This is a genomic window from Chryseobacterium sp. HNCC26DJ239, from assembly GCF_057180445.1.
This window is the reverse complement of sequence record NZ_JBXUGJ010000008.1, coordinates 164,390-184,701: the sequence shown is the minus strand read 5'-3', so window position 1 is coordinate 184,701 and position 20,312 is coordinate 164,390. Positions and strand designations below refer to the sequence as shown.

12 protein-coding genes are annotated in these 20,312 nt (G+C 35.9%); all 12 read left to right on the top strand.

Going from position 1 to position 20,312, the window contains the following annotated elements; genetic code table 11:
• Positions 1–2 precede the first annotated feature (2 nt).
• The 12 genes from AC2A1D_RS17075 (at position 3) to AC2A1D_RS17020 (ending at position 20,281) form a co-directional block, all read left to right on the top strand.
• Complete coding sequence (locus tag AC2A1D_RS17075) at positions 3–2,861, top strand: SusC/RagA family TonB-linked outer membrane protein (protein ID WP_484044788.1); 2,859 nt, start codon at positions 3–5, stop codon at positions 2,859–2,861.
• 12 nt (positions 2,862–2,873) lie between these two features.
• Complete coding sequence (locus tag AC2A1D_RS17070) at positions 2,874–4,835, top strand: RagB/SusD family nutrient uptake outer membrane protein (protein ID WP_484044787.1); 1,962 nt, start codon at positions 2,874–2,876, stop codon at positions 4,833–4,835.
• A gap of 71 nt (positions 4,836–4,906) precedes the next feature.
• Positions 4,907–6,082 carry a mannonate dehydratase gene (gene uxuA / locus AC2A1D_RS17065; protein WP_484044786.1) on the top strand — a complete coding sequence of 392 codons (1,176 nt, stop codon included), beginning with the start codon at positions 4,907–4,909 and terminating at the stop codon, positions 6,080–6,082.
• 9 nt (positions 6,083–6,091) lie between these two features.
• Positions 6,092–6,907 (top strand): SDR family oxidoreductase, encoded by an 816-nt coding sequence (locus tag AC2A1D_RS17060; RefSeq protein ID WP_484044785.1) that lies wholly within the window; start codon positions 6,092–6,094, stop codon positions 6,905–6,907.
• A 194-nt stretch (positions 6,908–7,101) separates the two neighbouring features.
• Positions 7,102–8,823: a glycoside hydrolase family 43 protein gene (locus AC2A1D_RS17055; RefSeq protein ID WP_484044784.1), complete on the top strand. Its 1,722-nt coding sequence runs from the start codon at positions 7,102–7,104 to the stop codon at positions 8,821–8,823.
• A 33-nt stretch (positions 8,824–8,856) separates the two neighbouring features.
• On the top strand, positions 8,857–11,361 hold the full coding sequence (locus AC2A1D_RS17050) for a glycosyl hydrolase 115 family protein (protein WP_484044783.1): 2,505 nt from the start codon (positions 8,857–8,859) through the stop codon (positions 11,359–11,361).
• 265 nt (positions 11,362–11,626) lie between these two features.
• A complete protein-coding gene (locus tag AC2A1D_RS17045; protein WP_484044782.1) occupies positions 11,627–12,685 on the top strand; it encodes an aldose epimerase family protein in 1,059 nt (352 codons plus the stop codon).
• A 15-nt stretch (positions 12,686–12,700) separates the two neighbouring features.
• A complete protein-coding gene (locus tag AC2A1D_RS17040; protein ID WP_484044781.1) occupies positions 12,701–14,626 on the top strand; it encodes a sialate O-acetylesterase in 1,926 nt (641 codons plus the stop codon).
• A 33-nt stretch (positions 14,627–14,659) separates the two neighbouring features.
• A complete protein-coding gene (locus AC2A1D_RS17035; protein WP_484044780.1) occupies positions 14,660–16,102 on the top strand; it encodes an MFS transporter in 1,443 nt (480 codons plus the stop codon).
• Between the two features lie 11 nt (positions 16,103–16,113).
• Positions 16,114–17,226 (top strand): endo-1,4-beta-xylanase, encoded by a 1,113-nt coding sequence (locus AC2A1D_RS17030; protein WP_484044779.1) that lies wholly within the window; start codon positions 16,114–16,116, stop codon positions 17,224–17,226.
• A 21-nt stretch (positions 17,227–17,247) separates the two neighbouring features.
• The gene (locus tag AC2A1D_RS17025; RefSeq protein WP_484044778.1) at positions 17,248–18,216 is read left to right on the top strand and encodes a glycoside hydrolase family 43 protein; all 969 of its coding nucleotides are present in this window, start codon (positions 17,248–17,250) and stop codon (positions 18,214–18,216) included.
• 82 nt (positions 18,217–18,298) lie between these two features.
• Positions 18,299–20,281 carry an alpha-glucuronidase gene (locus tag AC2A1D_RS17020; protein WP_484044777.1) on the top strand — a complete coding sequence of 661 codons (1,983 nt, stop codon included), beginning with the start codon at positions 18,299–18,301 and terminating at the stop codon, positions 20,279–20,281.
• Positions 20,282–20,312 lie beyond the last annotated feature (31 nt).

Here is a 20,312-nt window from a genome sequence, read left to right as displayed (position 1 = left end):
TTATGAATCAGTTATTTTTAACCAAAAATAATACGGCTGCATTATTCTTTGCATTTGCCATTTTGCCTGCAACGTTAGCTTATTCTCAAAAGAAAAAAGATACAGTAGCCACCGAAAAAAAAATAGAAGAAGTTGTGGTAATTGGCTACGGAACTCAAAAGAAAGAATCTGTAACAGGATCGGTTTCTTCACTTACAGGTTCTGCTTTAAAAGAAGTTCCTTCAGCAAATATTACAGATGCCTTAGCGGGGAGAATGCCCGGTGTAGAAATTGGTAGATCTTCTACAAAACCTGGAGCTGTACAGCAAATCCGCATCAGAGGGGAGCGTTCTCTTACAGGTTCTAACGATCCATTAATTGTACTAGATGGAATTCCTTTTGTGGGATCATTGGGAGATATTAGTCCTTCTGATATTAAAAGTTTAGATATCCTAAAAGATGCTTCGGCTACAGCTATTTATGGGTCTAGAGGAGCTAATGGAGTAATTTTAATAACCACCAATAGAGGGGGGAAAAACCAAAAAGCAAGGTTTTCCTATAATGGATACACTGGTTTTGAAACGTTATTTGCTAAATTCCCTATGATGGATGCTGCTAAATTCATCAAGCTGAGAGCGGATGCCAATATGTTTACGAATTCTATTAACGAATCTAACAGTAATGATACCGATTGGCAAGATCAATATTATGGTACAGGATTGATGATGAATCATGATATTGGTGTTACAGGAGGAAGCCAGAAGGGAAACTATAATTTCGGAGTTGCGTATTTTCAGCAAAACGGAGTGGTACCGATGCAGAGTTACAAAAGACTTTCAATTAGAGGCTCATTAGATCAGGAGATAGGGCAAGTACTGAAAGTAGGATTTTCTACAAACTCAAATTTTTCGATAACAGATTTCAACGGACAGGGTGGTGCTCCTATTTTAGATTACTCACCGTTAGTAAGTCCTTATAATGCAGATGGAACTCCTAGATTAAGAGGTATTTATGCGATTGATCAGGTAGCCTTTCAAACCAGGAGTATTTTAGAAAGCCTAGGAGACGCCAATGCAGATCGTACAAATGCGTTCAGTTCTTATAATAACTTATACGGAGAGCTTAAGATACCAAGTATCGAAGGTCTTAAATATCGACTTAATATTGGTCTTACCTATAGAAATTCTAATAGCGGCACTTATAGAGGTGCAGGTGTTCTCAACTTTAATCCTGCTACGCTTTCCTCTGCAGCCATAGGAAATTCACTTACAACACAATGGGTTCTCGAAAATTTGATCACGTATGACAGAACCTTTGGAAAACATAAGATTAATGCAACAGCTCTTTATTCGGCTGAGCAGACAAGGTTTAACAGTTCTTATATTTCAGCTAGAGATGTTCCAATCGATGCGTTTCAGTATTTCAATTTAGGACATGCACAAGGTGAGATTACTATTAATCCAGATAATCAGGGATATTACAGAAGAGGCCTTATGTCTGCGATGGGAAGGGTGCTCTATCAATACAATAACCGATATATGCTTACAGCAACTATTCGTACAGATGGATCTTCGGTTTTAGCTAAAGGTTATCAGTGGCACACTTATCCTGCAATTTCTTTAGGATGGAATGTGGGCAACGAAAATTTCTTAAAAGACTCGAAAATTGTAAATGCTTTAAAGTTAAGAGCAGGTTTTGGGCAAACATCAAACCAGGCGGTAAGTCCTTATACAACCTTTGGAAGCTTAAATACAGTGCCTTATAATTTCGGAAGTCAATATGCTATTGGAAGTTATGTAAGTACAGCTCCAAATGCATCTTTAGGTTGGGAATTTTCAAAAACATGGAATTATGGAGTAGACTTTACTCTTTTAAACAGAAGATTAAGCGGTACGGTAGAATATTACATTACTAATACGGAAAAATTACTTTTGAATAAAGGTTTACCTCAATCTAGCGGACTTTCTTCCGTAACTGAAAATGTTGGAAAATCTCAAAACAAAGGACTTGAAATTTCTCTTAACGGAGTCATTATCGATAATCCTGAAGGGTTTAGCTGGGAAGTGGGAGGAAATCTTTACGCTAATAGAAATAAAATTGTTGAACTTTCTTCAGGATCAGACAGAAACGAAAATAATCTCTGGTTTGTGGGCCACAATATAAATGCCCTATACGATTATCAATACGTAGGTTTGTGGCAGCAAGGTGATCCTTATCTTAATATTCTTGAGCCGGGAGGTAATGTGGGAATGATTAAGGTTCTTTATACAGGAGGATACAATGCAGATGGTACTCCGGTTAGAGCAATTGGTCCTGCAGATAGACAGATTATCGACACAAATCCAGATTTTATGGGTGGTTTCAATACAAGATTTGCTTATAAAAATGTAGATCTTAGTGTTGTAGGAGCATTCCAGAAAGGTGGGGTGTTGATTAGTACATTGTATGGTTCAGCAGGATATTTGAACAGACTTACAGGTAGAGGAAATAACGTAGATGTTGAGTATTGGACTCCTGAAAATACAGACGTTAGATATCCTAAACCAGGCGGTGCAATGAGTGGGGATAATCCTAAATATGCATCAACTCTTGCCCTGTTTGATGGGTCTTATGTGAAAATTAGAACGATTACACTTGGATATAATTTCCCTAAATATGCTTTAGAGAATCTAGGTGTTACCAATCTTAGATTATACGCAACAGTACAGAATCCATTTGTATTTGGTTCTCCTTATTACAGACAGTCTGGGATGGATCCAGAACCAAATTCGAGAGGAGACGAAAACCAATCTGTAACCTCATATAAGAGAAACCAACTTGTAATTGGAACCAACAACCCTTCTACAAGAAATTATATGTTAGGACTTAATTTAACCTTCTAAAAAGAATTTATCATGATCAATTTTAATAAAAAATTTATCGCAGTTCTATTTTTGGCATCCTTAACATTTAACACGGGGTGTAACGAGATTTTAGACGAGCAGCCAAGAGGTATTTATACTCCAGAAGATTTTACCACAGAAAGAGGTATTACGCAAGGGATAACCTCTCTTTACCGACAGATGAGAATGCTCTATGGAAACGGGTATTGGCTAAATGCGAATATGACAGGTACTGATGAAGCAACTTGGGCGCAAAGTGCAGATGCCAATTTTAAGACTATGGATATGTCTAACAACGGGAACATAGACAGTTCAACTTTTCCAACGGGAATGGTTTGGGGGGCTGTTTTCCCTTCCATTAACACTGCAAATGGAATTATCCAGAATGGTTCTGGAGCAGGGATTTCCGAATCTCTAGTATCTGAAGCAAGATTTTTCAGGTCTTTCTATTATTTCCTGCTTGTTCAAACGTATGGAGGTGTACCTTTAGATTTAGGATCAGGAGAACTACAGTTTAATATCAATCCTAAAACATCTTCCGTAAGAAATACAGTTCCGGAGGTTTACACTAAAGCCGTTTTTCCAGATCTACTTAAAGCGATAGATAATCTTCCTACCAATCCAAGAGTTACTGGTGGTGTTACAAAGAACGTCGCAAGATTACAGCTATCAAAAGCATATTTAACGTACGCTTGGTGGCTAGAAAATCCTAACAACATACCAACTTATCCTGAAGCTACAAGAACAGATCCCGATGGTCACACTGCGCAATGGTACTATCAAAAAGCATACGATATAGCTTTAGATGGAATTAATAATCCAGGTCCTTACGCATTACAACCTACTTTTTACAATCTTAATTTAGGTTCGAATGACAGAAACAGCGAGTGCATGCTTTATGCAGATCATACAGAAACAAGTATGTATTACAACGAAGGCGTTATACAGGCAAGTTATGGAGATGGCTGGTCTCCAAATAACTTTGGAGCATGGATGCTAACTTGGAACTATCCCAATATTAGAAGCAGCAGAACAAATACTTCTTGGACAGCCGTAAGTTCTGTGCAAAGAGCAGCTACACAGGATCTTGGTAGACCGTGGACGCGTATGGCTCCTACAATTGAGGTAATTAAAAATACGTTTGCTGATAAAACTAATGACTCTAGATATGATGGCACTTTTGTAACTTCATATAGAGGAAACTGGAATAAAGAAGGCACAGGTCTTACCACAGTTTCAGTGTTGTACAATGCAAATAATTTACCTATTTATCCTGGTGATGCAGTGTTTTCATTTTTAGATGATGATTCCCAAACTCCTATATATCCTTCCTCTGGAGGTGGGCAAAGTAATATAGGAGCCGGAACTTTACCAGGAAGAGCAGATTGGGTAATTGCACCTAATGGAATCAATCGAATTGTTTATCCAGGAACTTGGAAAATCGGAACTTATCGTACAGATAATGGAAATGGTTTAGGATATCCAAATCCAACTTTAACTAGACCTTTTGTTGCGATAAAATATTCGGAGTTTTATTTCTTGGCCGCTGAAGCTGCTGTAAAAGGTGCTACAGGCACTAAATCTGCTAGAGATTTAATTAATGTAATTCGTGCAAGAGCAGGTAAATGGGTTTGGAGCGTGAAGGGAAATACTCCTAAAGTACAGGACAACAGCGCAGCCATGATTGCAGCAACACCAGCAACTATTGATATTAATTATATTCTTGCTGAAAGATCTCGTGAGTATTTTGGTGAAGGATACAGATGGTATGATCTTGTTCGTACGCAAACATGGGGGCAAAAAGCAAGTACATATTCTATAGGTGGAGTAAACTACAACAACCATACTCCTGTAACAACTACAAGAACTATACAGCCATATCATTATCTAAGACCTATCCCACGCGGTCAGCTTGATGCAATGGAAGTAAGTGCAGATGTTAAAGCAAAATACCAGAACCCCGGTTACAACTAGCATTTTATATTTTCTTCATATTAACACCGGAGCAGGTGCATCTTGTACCTGCTCTTTTAAAAAAAATAACAATGGAAAAAACCTGGAGATGGTTTGGCAAAAATGATAAGATTAGTCTTCAAACCTTGAGACAAATTGGAGTAGAGGGCATTGTTTCGGCTTTACATCATATTTCTAACGGAGAAGTTTGGCCTTTAGAGGAAATCCAAAACTACAAGAAACATATTGAAAGTTTTGGATTAAGATGGTCTGTTGTAGAAAGTCTTCCGGTAAGTGAGTCTATAAAATATGGAGGTGAAAATCGAGATCTACTCATCGAAAATTACATTCAAAGTTTAGAAAATTTAGGAAAAGCAGGAGTAAAAACAGTATGCTACAACTTTATGCCTGTTTTAGACTGGGCACGTACAGATTTATTTTATGCTTGGGAAGATGGTTCTTCATCACTGTTTTTTGATAAGGCTAAGTTTGCTTATTTCGAAATTAATATTCTTGAAAGAGAGGGAGCAGAAAAAGATTATACTTCAGAAATTCTGGCACAAGTTGAAGCCTTAAAAAAAACAATGACGAAATCGGATAACGATAATCTAATCGATTCCATTATTGTAAAAACGCAAGGTTTTGTGAACGGAAATATTAAAGAAGGAGATCAAAATCCGGTAGCTATTTTTAAAAGTTTACTGGCTCTCTATGAAGGGATTGATAAAGATAAGCTAAGGGAAAACATGAAATATTTTCTTGAAAAAATAATGCCCGTTTGCGAAGAATGGAACATTCAAATGTGTGTACATCCAGATGATCCTCCATTTGCTTTATTAGGATTACCAAGAATTATTACCAACGAAGCAGATATTGATTGGTTTTTAAAGGCAGTTGATAACCCTCATAACGGTCTTACTTTCTGTGCAGGATCTTTAAGTGCAAATCCTCAGAATGATGTGCCAAAATTGGCGAGAAAATTTGCTTCACTTACAAAATTTGTCCATTTAAGAAGCACCGAAGTATTTGATAACGGAGATTTTATAGAAGCAGATCATATGAGAGGCCGTGGTAAATTGGTAGAAGTGATTAGAATTTTTGAAGAACTTAATCCTCAACTTCCTATGCGTCCCGATCATGGAAGATTACTTTCGGAAGAAGAAGATAAGGGGTATAACCCAGGTTATTCTTTCTTGGGGCGAATGCTCGCTTTAGGGCAAATAGATGGAGTTATGGCTGCTGTAAAAGCAGAATTACAAAGAAATTAAGCTAAGAAAATGAAAAATATTTTCGACATAAAAAATAAAGTTGCTGTTATTACTGGAGCTTCCGGAGTTTTGGGAGGAAGTCTTGCGAAAAGTTTTGTAGAAGCAGGAGTAATTGTTATTGCTCTTGGGAGAAATCAGCAGAAACTTGATGAAAAGGTTGCTGAACTGAAAAAAATCGGTGGTGAAGCAATGGCTGTAGAAGCCAATGTGATGAATATCGAAAGTCTAGAAGCTGCTTCCCAAAAAATTGTAAGTACATACGGAAAAATTGATATCCTTCTGAATATTGCAGGAGGCAATATTCCTAATGCAACTCTGTCTGCAGACCAGTCTTTTTTTGATATGGATATCAACGGATGGGATGAGGTTACAGACCTAAACATTAATGGTACCGTTTATCCTAGCTATGTTTTTGGAAAAGTGATGGCAGAGCAAAAAACAGGAAACATCATAAATATTTCTTCTATGGCTGCGTATTCTGCAATTACTAGAGTGGCAGGATATTCTGCTGCAAAATCCGCGATTACCAATTTTACACAATGGTTGGCTTCTGATTTGGCTTTAAAATATGGTGATAAAATAAGAGTGAATGCTGTTGCACCCGGTTTTTTCATAGGAGATCAGAACAGAAATATTCTTTTAAATCCTGATGGAAGTTATACAGAAAGAAGCTTAAAAGTAATGGCAAAAACCCCAATGAAAAGATTTGGAAATGTTGAGGAGCTTAATGGTGTAGTACAGTTTTTATGTTCAGATGCTGCAAGTTTTATTACTGGAGCTTTAATTCCGGTGGATGGCGGTTTCAGTGCATTTAGTGGAGTTTAAAATCACAATACATTATATATATTTCTTTTTACGAGGCCATTCTCTTTGTATGGCCTTGTTTTTAAAACTAATTTTTTAATTCAAGAATATAATAAATAGTGATTGTCTGCTAATAAACTGCGATTGGAAAAGCGATTAATAGGTTACAAAATTCATTAGATTCTTCTAAATATTCACATCAAAATCAATACAAAATGTTTGCTAGAAAAAAAATAGATTTACAGCGAGTTTGCAGAACGAAAATAATTTTTGCAGCTTCTTCTGCTTTGTTTTTTTGTCAAAGTATAAATGCTCAGGTTTTTTCAGACTTTTTATATCAGGGACATGATAAGATATATAAAGAAAATCCTTTAGATAAAGACGAATTTTATTCTCCTATTCTTCAGGGGTGTTACCCAGATCCAAGTATCACAAGAAAAGGGAGTGATTATTACCTTGTAAACTCTTCATTTTCAATGTTTCCGGGAGTACCTATTTTTCATTCTAAAGATTTGGTAAACTGGAAACAGATTGGGCATGTTTTAGACAGAACTTCTCAGTTGAAAGTGCAAGAAGCTGGTTTTTCTCAAGGGATTTATGCACCAGACATTAAGTATAATCCTCATAATGATACTTTCTATATGGTAACCACACAGATTGCATCGGGAATTGGGAATATGGTGGTAAAAACAAAAGATCCTTTAAAAGGGTGGAGCGAAGTTCAAAAGCTAAATTTTGATGGAATAGACCCTTCTCTTTTCTTTGATGATAATGGTAAAGCTTATTTAATCCATAATGATGCTCCTCCAAAAGGAACGGAATTATATAGCGGTCATCGTGTGATTAAAATATGGGAGTACGATTTAGAAAAAGATCAAGTAATTGCAGGATCAGATAAAATTATTGTGAATGGAGGGGTAGATATTACACAAAAACCAATCTGGATTGAAGGGCCACATTTATACAAAAAAGGTGGAAAATATTATCTCATGTGTGCAGAAGGTGGTACCGGAGGTAATCATAGCGAGGTTATCTTTAGTTCAGATTCTGTAATGGGGCCATTTGTTCCTGCGCAGAATAACCCCATTCTTACTCAGAGGTATTTTCCTTCAGATAGAAAAAATAAAGTAGATTGGGCAGGACACGCAGATTTGGTGGACACGCCCGATGGTAAATATTATGGAGTATTTTTGGCGGTAAGACCTAACGAAAAATGGAGGGTAAACACAGGGCGAGAAACGTTTATTCTTCCTGTAGACTGGAGTGGTACATATCCTTTGTTCCAAAACGGTTTGGTCCCTATGAAGCCAAAGCAAAAGCTTCCCGAAGGTGTTACGAATATGGCAGGAGAAAACGGATTTTTACCTAACGGAAATTTTACTTTTTCGGATAGGTTTAAAAATTCAAATTTAGATTTTGGTTGGATCGCAATGAGAGCGCCAAGAGAAAACTTTGTTTCGGTAGTGAAAAATGGCTTGAAGATTTCCCCTATGAACGCCACTGTTAAGGCGAAAGCTCCTATTTCAGCATTATTCAGAAGGCTGCAACATGCTTCCTTTGAAGCATCGGTAACTTTGGATTATGTACCGAAATCTGAGAAAGATCTTGCCGGGATTACGTGCTATCAAAGCGAAAATTCTAATTACGTTTTTGGGGTGACAAAGAAAGAAAAAGATTTTTTCATCGTGCTCGAAAGAACAGACAAAGGAGTTTCAACAATTATTGCCAGTGAAAAAATTATATTATCAAAAAATATAAAACTGCAGGTGATTGCAGAAGGAGACAATTATAGTTTCAGCTATGCAACCGAAGGGGAAAATTTCAAAAAATTAGGTGAAACGGTTTCTGGGGATATTTTATCTACCGATGTTGCAGGTGGCTTTACAGGAGCTCTTATTGGTTTGTATGCAACTTCTGCTAACGATGTAAGACCATAAATTATATTAATGATCTAGAAAATGTAAGTAAAGATGAATTTAATTTTCAGGCTATTATTGATATTTTTTTGCGGAAACACTCTTCAGGCTGCAGAACCATTTATTTCTAAACATAGAAGTAACGATATGTTGGTGCTCAAAGAGAAGTCTTCATCGCTTTCTTTTTTGTGTAACGAAAGCACAGATAAAGGAATTCTGAGAGCGGTTTACAATTTACAAAAAGATTTTGCTTCAGTAACAGGAGAGGCTCCCTTATTGGTTAATGCACTTTCAGTCTCACCATCAATGGTTGTAATTATCGGAAGTTTTGGCGAAGACTCTGTTATTGATGATCTCGTTAAACAAAAAAAACTGAATGCAACAGATGTGAAGAATAAACGAGAAAAATATATTATTCAAAGTGTTTCAGATTATAAAGGTTTTGACCATGTTATCGTAATTGCCGGAAGCGATAAAAGAGGTACAATCTATGGTATTTACGAATTTTCAAAACAAATTGGTGTATCGCCATGGCATTACTGGGCAGATGTTCCGGTAGAAAAATCTGATAATCTTTACTTTAAAAAAGGGAAATACACAGATAATGAACCCGCCGTAGAATATCGAGGGATTTTTTTGAATGATGAAGAACCTTCTTTGGGAACTTGGGCAAGAACAACTTTCGGAGGCATTAATTCTAAATTTTACGAAAAAGTATTCGAGCTTGTTTTAAGATTGAAAGGAAATTACATATGGCCTGCAATGTGGGGAAAAGCATTCTATGACGACGATCCTCAAAACGGAATTCTAGCCGATGAAATGGGAATTATAATGGGGACTTCTCATCATGAACCTATGGCTTTGGCACAAACAGATTGGCATAGATATATAAAGAGAAATAATCTTCCTAATATTTGGGATTATAAAAAAAATGAACCGGTTTTGAAGGAATTCTGGAAGCTGGGAATAGAAAGAAGTAAGAATTGGGAAAAGCTTGTTACTATTGGTATGAGAGGAGATGGTGATGAAGCAATGGGGGATGCTACCAATATTACGTTGCTAGAAAACATTGTTAAAGATCAGCGAAAAATTATAAAGCAAGTAACTGGTAAAAATCCCAACCAAACACCACAAGTTTGGGCTTTGTACAAAGAAGTTCAGGACTATTATGATGAAGGAATGCGTGTTCCGGATGATGTAATTCTTTTGTTTTGCGATGATAATTGGGGAAATGTAAGAAAGCTTCCTGATCTTACCAAGCCGCTGCATAAAGGTGGATACGGAATGTATTATCATTTTGATTATGTTGGAGCGCCAAGAAATTCTAAATGGATTAATATAAGTCCGATTCAAAGAGTTTGGGAGCAGATGAATCTTTCGTATGAACATGGAGTAGATAAAGTTTGGATTGTAAATGTTGGAGACTTGAAACCTATGGAATTCCCAATCAGTTTCTTTTTGGATATGGCATGGAATCCCAAACAATTTAATGCCGATAATTTACTGGAATACACAGAAAAATGGGCGGCTCAACAGTTTGGCGAAACGTATGCTAAAGAAATTGCTGAAATAATAAACCTTTATTCTAAATACAACAGAAGAGTAACGCCCGAAACCCTGGATTGGAAAACCTACAGTCTGGAAAATTATAACGAATTCGAGAGCGTTTTAAATGATTATAGAACTCTTGCACTGGAAGCCAACAGACTCTACGGTCAAATTCCGAGTCAGTACAGAGATGCTTATTATCAGTTGGTGTTGTATCCTGTAGATGCGTGCAGTAATTTGTATGAACTTTATTATAATGTTGCTAAAAATCATCAGCTTGGAGATTTAAAAGATATTTCCGCTAATTATTATGCTGAAAAGGCAAAGAAGGCATTCCAGAGAAATGCTTATTTCAATACAAAATACAATCAGGAAATTTCTAATGGAAAATGGAATCACATGATGGATCAAATGAAGATTGGATACAAAAGTTGGAACGATAGTAAAGAAGATGTAATGCCTTATCTTCAGTATGTTGATCCGAAAGATGCCATTCAAAAAACTGTATTTACCGAGAAAGAAGGTTATATCTCAATTGAAGCTGAACATTTTGCGAGAAAGAATAATTCAGAAAGAATAGAGTGGAAAGTTATACCAGGATTTGGGAAAACATTGTCTGGTGTTACTACTTTTCCTCAAAATGAATATCCCCAAAAAGACGAAAACCTATTTCTTGAATATGATATTGAACTAAATTCTAGTGGCACATGTGAAATTGAGCTTTTATTGGCTCCAACGTTAAATTTTAATTCCAATAAAGGTTTACGATATGAAATCTCTTTAATAGGAGAACGGCCTCAAGTTGTTAATTTCAATGGTCATTATAAAGGAGAGCTTGGGAAATGGCAGTCTGAACATATAATTCGATCGATTACAAAACATGAAATTGGGAAAGCCGGAAAAAATACCATTCGCATTAGGGTTTTAGAACCTGGAATTATTTTAGAAAAAATACTTATCAATACAGGTGGTTTAAAGAAAAGCTATTTAGGCCCAGAAGAAAGTAAGTAAGAGGCGATTTAAAAAAAAGATGAGGTTGTCTTGAAACGAAAAAAATTATCAAAAACTAAAATAACAGTAAAAAGAAGCAAGCTGCTTTTAAAGATTGCTTTTACTTTTAAATTAAATAATCATGAGAAGCAGTATTACTAATTACCGCAGAAAATAAAACATTTTTTTTGATGAGGTTACATGACGAGAGATAGTGTATCTTGGTGTTCAAAAGAATGAAAAAGATTAGTTAAGTAGTATAACTTTCAATTTTAAAAAGAATAAAATGGCGAAGATAACAGTGTCAGATTTTTGTACAAATAAAGATGGAATTCAGATAAAAAAATATACACTATCAAATAAAAATGGGATGACTGCTGAAATAATAAATTTTGGCGCTATACTCACTTCTCTTACAGCTCCGGATAGAAATTATAACTACAAAGATGTTGTTCTCGGTTTTGTACATCCTGAAAGCTATCTTACAAAAAACGAATATTTCTATGGCGCGGCAATTGGGCGTTTTGCCAACAGAATCTCGGGCGCCAAATTTCGTATTGGTAATGAAACTTATCTTTTGCATAAAAACGAAGGTGAAAACCAAATTCATGGCGGGAAAAATGGTTTTTCTAATAAAATCTGGAAGGCGGAAATAATCGGTGAAGATACGGAAGAAAGTCTTGAATTAACATATTTCAGTCCCGATGGAGAAGAAGGTTTTCCTGGCAATCTTAAGGTATCGCTATCGTATAATCTTACCGAGCAAGACGAATTGGAAATTTCTTTCGAAGCGGTAACAGATAAAGCGACGGTGGTAAATTTTACAACGCATTCTTACTTTAATCTCTCTGCAGATTTTAGAAATGAAATTACAGATCACGCGCTTACTCTAAATGCCGAAAAAGCAATTCCTATAGATGCTTCTTCGATTCCTTTGGAAAATTATTTTGAAGTAGAAAACACTCCTTTTGATTTTAGAAAACCTAAAGTTTTGGGAGAGGAAATTGAAGCGAAACACCCACAACTGCAAATAGGAAAAGGATACGACCATTGTTTTGTTTTGGAGGGAGAAGGTCTTAGAAAAGTGGGAGCTTTATATCACGAAAAATCTGGAAGACTTATGGAAGTTTTTACAGATCAACCGGGAATTCAGCTGTATACAGGTAATCATTTGAATGGGAAGTTCGAAACCAAATCTGGTGGAAGAAATAATTTCAGAACAGGGGTTTGTCTGGAGACTCAGCATTTCCCAGACTCGCCGAATAGAGAAGATTTTCCTTCTACTTTACTCAAAGTAGGAGAAAAATATAAAACCACAACTATTTACAAGTTTTCAGCAATCTAAATACAGGAAAAGAATATGAAAAACATTCAATTCAATCGTTTTTTTGCCCTACTATTTTTATTAGCAACACAATTTTGTTTGGCTAAGATTACACTTCCTGCGCTTATTTCAGACGGAATGGTGCTGCAGCGAAATCAAAATCTGAATATTTGGGGAATGGCAGATCCTGGTGAAGAAATTGAAATTTCTTTTTTAAAGAAACACTATAAAACAATTGCCGATCAACAAGGGAAATGGAAGGTTGTTTTGCCTAAAATGAAAGCAGGAGGACCATATAGTATGAATGTCAACGAAATTACCATCAACAATATTTTAATTGGAGATGTTTGGCTTTTTTCAGGTCAATCGAACATGGAGTTTCCTGTGAGAAGAGTGATGGATAAGTATAGCGATGAGGTGAATAAAGATTCGAATGCTTTCATTCATCATCTGCGAGTACCGATTAATAGTAATTATCATGCTCCTCAATCGCAAATATTACCCGCACAATGGAAAAGCTTAACCCCTGAAAATGCAGAAGATTTTTCGGCCGTTGGATATTTTTTTGCAAAAGACCAGTATGCGAAAAACAAAATTCCAGTGGGTATTATTACTTCGGCTGTGGGTGGTTCACCTATTGAGTCGTGGATTAGCGAAGAGGGGTTGAAGGAATTTCCTCACTACCTACATGAGAGAGATTTGTATCTGGATGATGCTTTGGTAAAGAAAATAAATCAACTCGATTCTGAAAGAAGAAATTTTTGGCTGCAAACTTTACATAAAAACGATCTAGGTATAAGCTCTTCCAAAAAATGGTTTTCAGAAGATTACAACGATCAACAATGGCAAACGGTAGATCTTAATCATAAAGAATGGAGTAAAGACAGTAAAAAAATGGTGATGAATGGCTCTTTTTGGTTCAGAAAAAAGATTTCCCTTACCGAAAATCAAGTGAAAAATGATGCTGTTTTGCGTTTGGGATGTATTGTAGATGCAGATTCTGTTTTTGTGAATGGTGCTTTTGTGGGTACTACTTCATATCAATATCCACCAAGAATTTATAAAGTACCAAAATCTTTATTGAAAGAAGGAATTAATACAGTAACAGTAAGGTTAATCAGTTATTCTGGGATGCCTCAGTTTGTAAACGACAAGCCTTATAAATTAATTACTTCTGCCGCTGAAATAGATCTTTCAACAAATTGGAAATATGCATTGGGTGTAAGAATGCCTGCTTACCAAGCAGTTCCTTCTGCGTCTCAAAAGCCAACTGGTTTTTACAATGCGATGATTGCGCCCCTACAAAACTATTCGTTTTGCGGGTATGCATGGTATCAAGGTGAAACCAATACAGGAAGAGCGGGAGAGTATAGTCATCTTTTAACTTCGTTAATTAATGACTGGAGAAAGCTTTGGAATACCGAAAACGCTCCTTTTGAAATTGTGCAGCTTACAAGTTTTATGCAAACGCAAAAGTACCCGTCAGAAAGTGGTTGGGCAGAACTAAGAAATCAACAATTTTTAGTTTCAAAAACAGTTCCAAATACCGGTCTTGCTGTAACAATCGATATTGGTGAGTGGAATGACATACATCCGCTTAACAAAAAGGATGTCGGAATAAGGCTTTCTCTACAGGCTCAAAAAGCGTTGTACGATAAAAATCTTGTGGCAGATGGACCTATTTATGAATCGATGAAAGTTGAAGGCAATACCATTGTTTTATCATTTAAGGAAGGCAGTAACGACTTTAGCGAAGAGTCTATACTAAAAGGTTTTGCCATCAAGGAAAAAGAAGGAAACTTTAAATGGGCAAAAGCTAAAATCGATGGACGAAAAATAATTGTTTGGAATGACGAAATCCAAAAACCAACTGCAGTACGCTATGCATGGGCCGATAATCCTGATGAAGCCAATCTCAAAAATAAGCAAGGTTTGCCCGCTTCGCCTTTTACGACAGAATAATTAAAAACATATCAATAATAACATCAACTATAAATGGAAAACTCACAGAAAATATCAGTCATCGAGAAGATAGGGTACAGCTTCGGAGATTTGGCTGCCAATCTTGTCTTTCAGACTTTGGTAACGTATCTCGCCTATTTTTATACCGATATTTACGGTCTTAAACCTGAAGATGCCTCACTTATTACTTTGGTTGTTGGTTTGGTGGCAGGTTTTGGCTTTAATCCTCTTGTCGGGGCATTGGCAGATCGCACCAATAGTAAATGGGGTAAATTTCGACCGTGGATTTTGTTTACTGCGATTCCTTTAGGTGTCGCAGCAATTTTAGCGTTTAGCACACCAGATTTTTCATACAAAGGAAAAATACTTTATGCGGCAATTACCTATTCATTTCTTTTACTGCTCTACGCATCAAATAATCTTCCATATGCGGCTTTAAGTGGCGTTATTACAGGCGACATGAGTGAGAGAAACAGTCTTTCTTCTTATCGTTTTGTTGCTGTAATGTTTTCACAGTTTTTTGTACAGGTGTTTATGTTGCCAATTATTTTATCTGTTGGAGACGGCAATAAAACAGTAGGAATTGAAATTGTAATGACTTGGTTGGCAATTATAGGATCTGTTCTTTTGCTTATTACATTTCTTACAACAAAAGAGCGTATTGTTCCTAAACCTGAACAAAAATCTAGTTTGTCTGAGGATCTTAAAGACCTTTTTAAAAACAGACCTTGGGTAATTATGTTGGTGGTTACGACGCTTATTTTTATTACTTTGGCGATGAAAGGAGGTTCTTATGTATATTATTTTAATAATTATGTAGATGTATCTTCACTAAAAGCATTTATTTCACCAATTACATCATTTTTCAGTTCTATTGGTCTGAACTTTTTCGGTGAAGATGTAAGATCTGCCGGTTTCGGATTGTTTAATGCTGGTGGAATTATCATGATGATTGTAGGCATTACTTTCTCAAAACGTTTTGCAGATAAATACGGAAAAAGAGATGCTTTTATGGCTTCCCTTTTTATCTCTACTTTATTTTTTCTGATTTTTATTTTCTTTCCGCCTAAATCAGTTGCATTAATGTTTTCATCACAGATGATTCATGGTTTTTTTTATGGGATTAGTACCCCAATTTTGTGGACGATGATTGCGGATGTAGCCGATTATTCTGAATGGAAAACCAACCGTAGAGCTACAGCTATTATTTTTTCTGCCATGATGGTAGGTTTGAAAGTGGGGTTAAGTATAGGAAGTGCCTTGGTGTCATCTATTATTGGATATTATGGTTACGTTTCTTCGGAAGGACTTGCTCAAGTTATTCAGCCAGAAACGGTAGCAACAGGATCTAAAATGCTTGTGAGTGTATTTCCTTCAATACCATTTTTATTAGCATGCGCATTGTTGTTTCTCTACAAAATCAATAAAAAAATGGAAGTTCAAATTGAAAAAGATTTAGCTGAAAGAAGAAAATAAAAAATTAGATTATGAAAAAATTTATTGTTTTAAGTTGTATTGCTTTGGCTGTATCTAATTGTAGTACACAAAAGCATCAAAGCTCATTAAAAGAAGCATATAAAAATAAGTTTTACATAGGTACAGCCATGAATGTTGACCAAATACATGGTTCTGATAAAAAATCTGTGAATATTATCAAAAAGCAATTCAGTTCTATTGTAGCGGAAAACTGCATGAAATCTATGTATTTGCAGCCTAAAGAAGGTGTATTTTTCTTTGATGATGCAGATAAGTTTGTTGAGTTTGGTGAAAAAAATAAGATGTTCATTATTGGTCATACTTTAATTTGGCACTCTCAAGCTCCTGATTGGTTTTTTGTGGATGAAAACGGTAAAAATGTTACTCCAGAAATTTTAAAAAAAAGAATGAAAAATCATATTACAACAGTGGTTTCAAGATATAAAGGAAGAGTAAAAGGATGGGATGTTGTGAACGAAGCCATTATGGAAGATGGGTCTTATAGAAAATCTAAGTTCTACGAAATTTTAGGTGAAGAGTTTATTCCTCTTGCTTTCCAGTATGCGCAGGAGGCAGATCCAAAAGCTCAGCTATACTATAACGATTATAATGAATGGTTTCCCGATAAAGTAAAAAAAGTAAGTCAACTGGTGAAAGATTTTCAGGCTAAAGGCATTAGAATAGACGGAATAGGGATGCAGGCTCACGTTGGGATGGATACCCCTAAAATCGGTGAATACGAAAATGCTATTGTAGCTTATGCAGCCACTGGTGTTAAAGTTAATATTACAGAGTTAGATATTAGTCCGCTTCCTTCGCCGTGGGGAACATCAGCAAATATCTCAGACAAAGTAGCGTATGACGAAAAAATGAATCCCTACAAAAATGGTTTACCTGCAACTGTACAAACAGAATGGGAAAGTAGGTATGAGGAATTTTTTAAGTTGTTTTTAAAGTATCAGAAAAACATAAGAAGAGTTACATTTTGGGGAGTTACAGATCAGCAATCCTGGAAAAACGATTTTCCAATTAAAGGAAGAACAGATTATCCTTTACTTTTTGATAGGCAATATCAAACCAAGCCAATTGTAGAGAAACTTATACAATTAACAGAGAATAAATAATTTTTTTTAAACTAAACAGTAATGAATAATTCAAAATATCTCTTTCCAAAAGATTTTATGGCAGATCCTTCAGTGCATGTATTCGAAGGGAAACTATACATTTATCCTTCTCACGATCGTGAAAGCGGGATTGAAGAAAATGATAACGGAGATCATTTCGATATGAATGATTATCATGTTTTTTCTTTGGACGATGTAGAAAACGGAGAGATTACAGATCATGGCGTTGTACTTTCTGTAAAAGACATACCATGGTCTGGAAGGCAGCTTTGGGATTGCGATGTAGCTTTCAAAAACGGGAAATATTATATGTATTTTCCTTTAAAGGATAAAAATGATATCTTCAGAATTGGGGTAGCAGTAAGTGATAAACCTTATGGTCCGTTCGTTCCGGAAAAACATCCTATGATGGGAAGTTATAGTATAGATCCTTGTATTTTTGAAGAAAACGGTAAGCATTATATGTATTTTGGCGGGATTTGGGGAGGTCAGCTACAACGTTACAGAAATAATAAAGCTTTAGAATCGGCTATTCTTCCAGAGGATAATCAACCCGCTATCCCTTCAAAAGTTGCTTTGTTGAGCGAAGATATGCTAGAGTTTGCTGAGGAACCAAAAGATATAATAATTCTTGATACGGAAGGAAATCCGCTTCTTCATGGTGATGAACATCGCTTTTTTGAAGCGTCGTGGATGCATAAGTATAATGGCAAATATTATTTCTCTTATTCTACAGGAGATACCCATCTTTTGTGTTATGCGACTGGAGATAATCCGTATGGTCCTTTTACTTATCAAGGAGTAATTCTAACTCCTGTTGTTGGGTGGACTACCCACCACAGTATTGTAGAGTTTAAACAAAAGTGGTACTTATTCTACCATGATTCTGTTCCTAGTGGTGGAAGAACGTGGCTTAGAAGTATGAAAGTTGTAGAGCTTGAGTATAATGAAGATGGTACTTTTAAAACGATTGAAGGACTTGATAAATAAAATATTACAACTCTATTTGCTTACAGAAATGAGGAATCTTCCAACCTTTTTAATATTACTGTTTTTCTTTCCCATATCAATAATGGCAGAAGATGGAAGCCAGCTATGGTTGCGTTTTCCAAATGTGAAAAAAGGGATTTCTACAGAAAAAATTTTCACAAAACTGAAATCTCCTACTATAGAAATTGCCAAAAATGAATTAATGAATTATTGGCAAGGACAGTTGGTAGAATTACGCAAAGATAATTCATTACAAAAGCTGAAAGAAGGATATATCATTACATCGAACTCTAGTAAGATTGTTATTTCTTCGGCAAGAGAAATAGGTTTACTGTATGGAGTTTATCATATTTTAAGGCTTCAGGAAACAAAAGCGGATATAAATAATTTAAATATTACCGAAAAACCATCGTACGATGTAAGAGTTTTAAACCATTGGGATAATCTTGATGGCACAATTGAACGCGGTTATGCAGGCCATTCACTTTGGAAATGGGAAGATCTTCCTAATAAACTTTCGCCGCGTTATAAAGAATACGCCAGAGCAAATGCTTCCATAGGAATTAATTCTGTTGTCTTGAATAATGTGAATGCATCTCCGGAAATGCTGAGAACAGATTATTTACAGAAAGTGAAAGTTTTGGCTGCAGTTTTCAGACCTTATGGAATAAAAGTCTATTTGTCGGTAAATTTTTCTTCACCTAAAGTTTTGGGGAAATTAGAAAATTCAGATCCGCTCAAAAAAAATGTTCAAAAATGGTGGAAAGACAAAGCTTCGGAAATTTACAGCATGATTCCGGATTTTGGAGGTTTTTTGGTGAAAGCTAATTCTGAAGGCCAACCTGGTCCACAAGATTATGGAAGAACGCATGCAGATGGAGCCAATATGATGGCAGATGTTCTTAAACCTTATGGTGGAATCGTTATGTGGAGGGCATTTGTATATAGCCCAAGCAAAGACGATAGAGCGAAACAGGCGTACCTGGAATTTGTGCCTTTAGATGGAAAATTTAGAGACAATGTTATTATTCAGGTGAAAAACGGACCGGTAGATTTTCAACCAAGAGAAGCTTTTAATCCTTTATTCGGAGCATTGAAAAAAACTTCAGAGATGGTAGAATTTCAGATTACCCAAGAGTATTTAGGTTTTTCTAATCATTTGGTGTATTTGGCTCCATTATTTAAAGAGGCGTTGGATAGCGATACGTATTCTTACGGTAAAGGTTCTACCATTGCAAAAATCACCGATGGTAGTTTAAGAAATGCTACAATCACTGCAATTTCTGCTGTTGCGAACATAGGTGAAGATAAAAATTGGACAGGGCATCATTTTGCTCAGGCCAATTGGTATGCATTCGGAAGATTGGCGTGGAATAATCATCTTTCTTCTGAACAAATTGCTGAGGAATGGATTAAGATGACATTCACAGACCAAAAACAATTTTTGGATCCTGTAAAAGACATCATGCTTTTTTCTAGAGAAACTGCGGTAGATTATATGATGCCGTTGGGTTTACATCACATTTTTGCATCGGGACATCATTATGGTCCAGAACCTTGGGGAGATTATAAAGGTGGAAGACCAGATTGGTCACCCGTTTATTATCATCAAGCTAATGTAAACGGAATCGGATTCAACAGAACAAATACTGGCAGCAATGCTGTTTCTCAATATTTTCCTCCTTTAAATGAAATGTACGGAAGCATCGAATCCTGTCCGGAAAATCTACTGTTGTGGTTTCATCATGTACCGTGGAATCATAAAATGAAAAACGGAAACAGTCTTTGGAAAGAATTATGCCTAAAATATGATACTGGTGTACAAGAGGTAAGAAATTATCAAAAAGTTTGGGATCGTGTAGGTTCTTACATAGATGAAGAGAGGTTTGCTGAAGTTCAGGCGAGATTGCAAATTCAGGCTAAAGATGCTGTTTGGTGGAAGGATGCTTGTCTTTTATATTTTCAGACTTTTTCAAAAATGCCAATTCCTTACGAAATAGAAAGACCTGTACATCAATTGGAAGATTTGAAAAAAATAAAGCTTAATATGGGACATCATAATTGATTCTGATTCAAAAAAAATAAAACCTTAAACT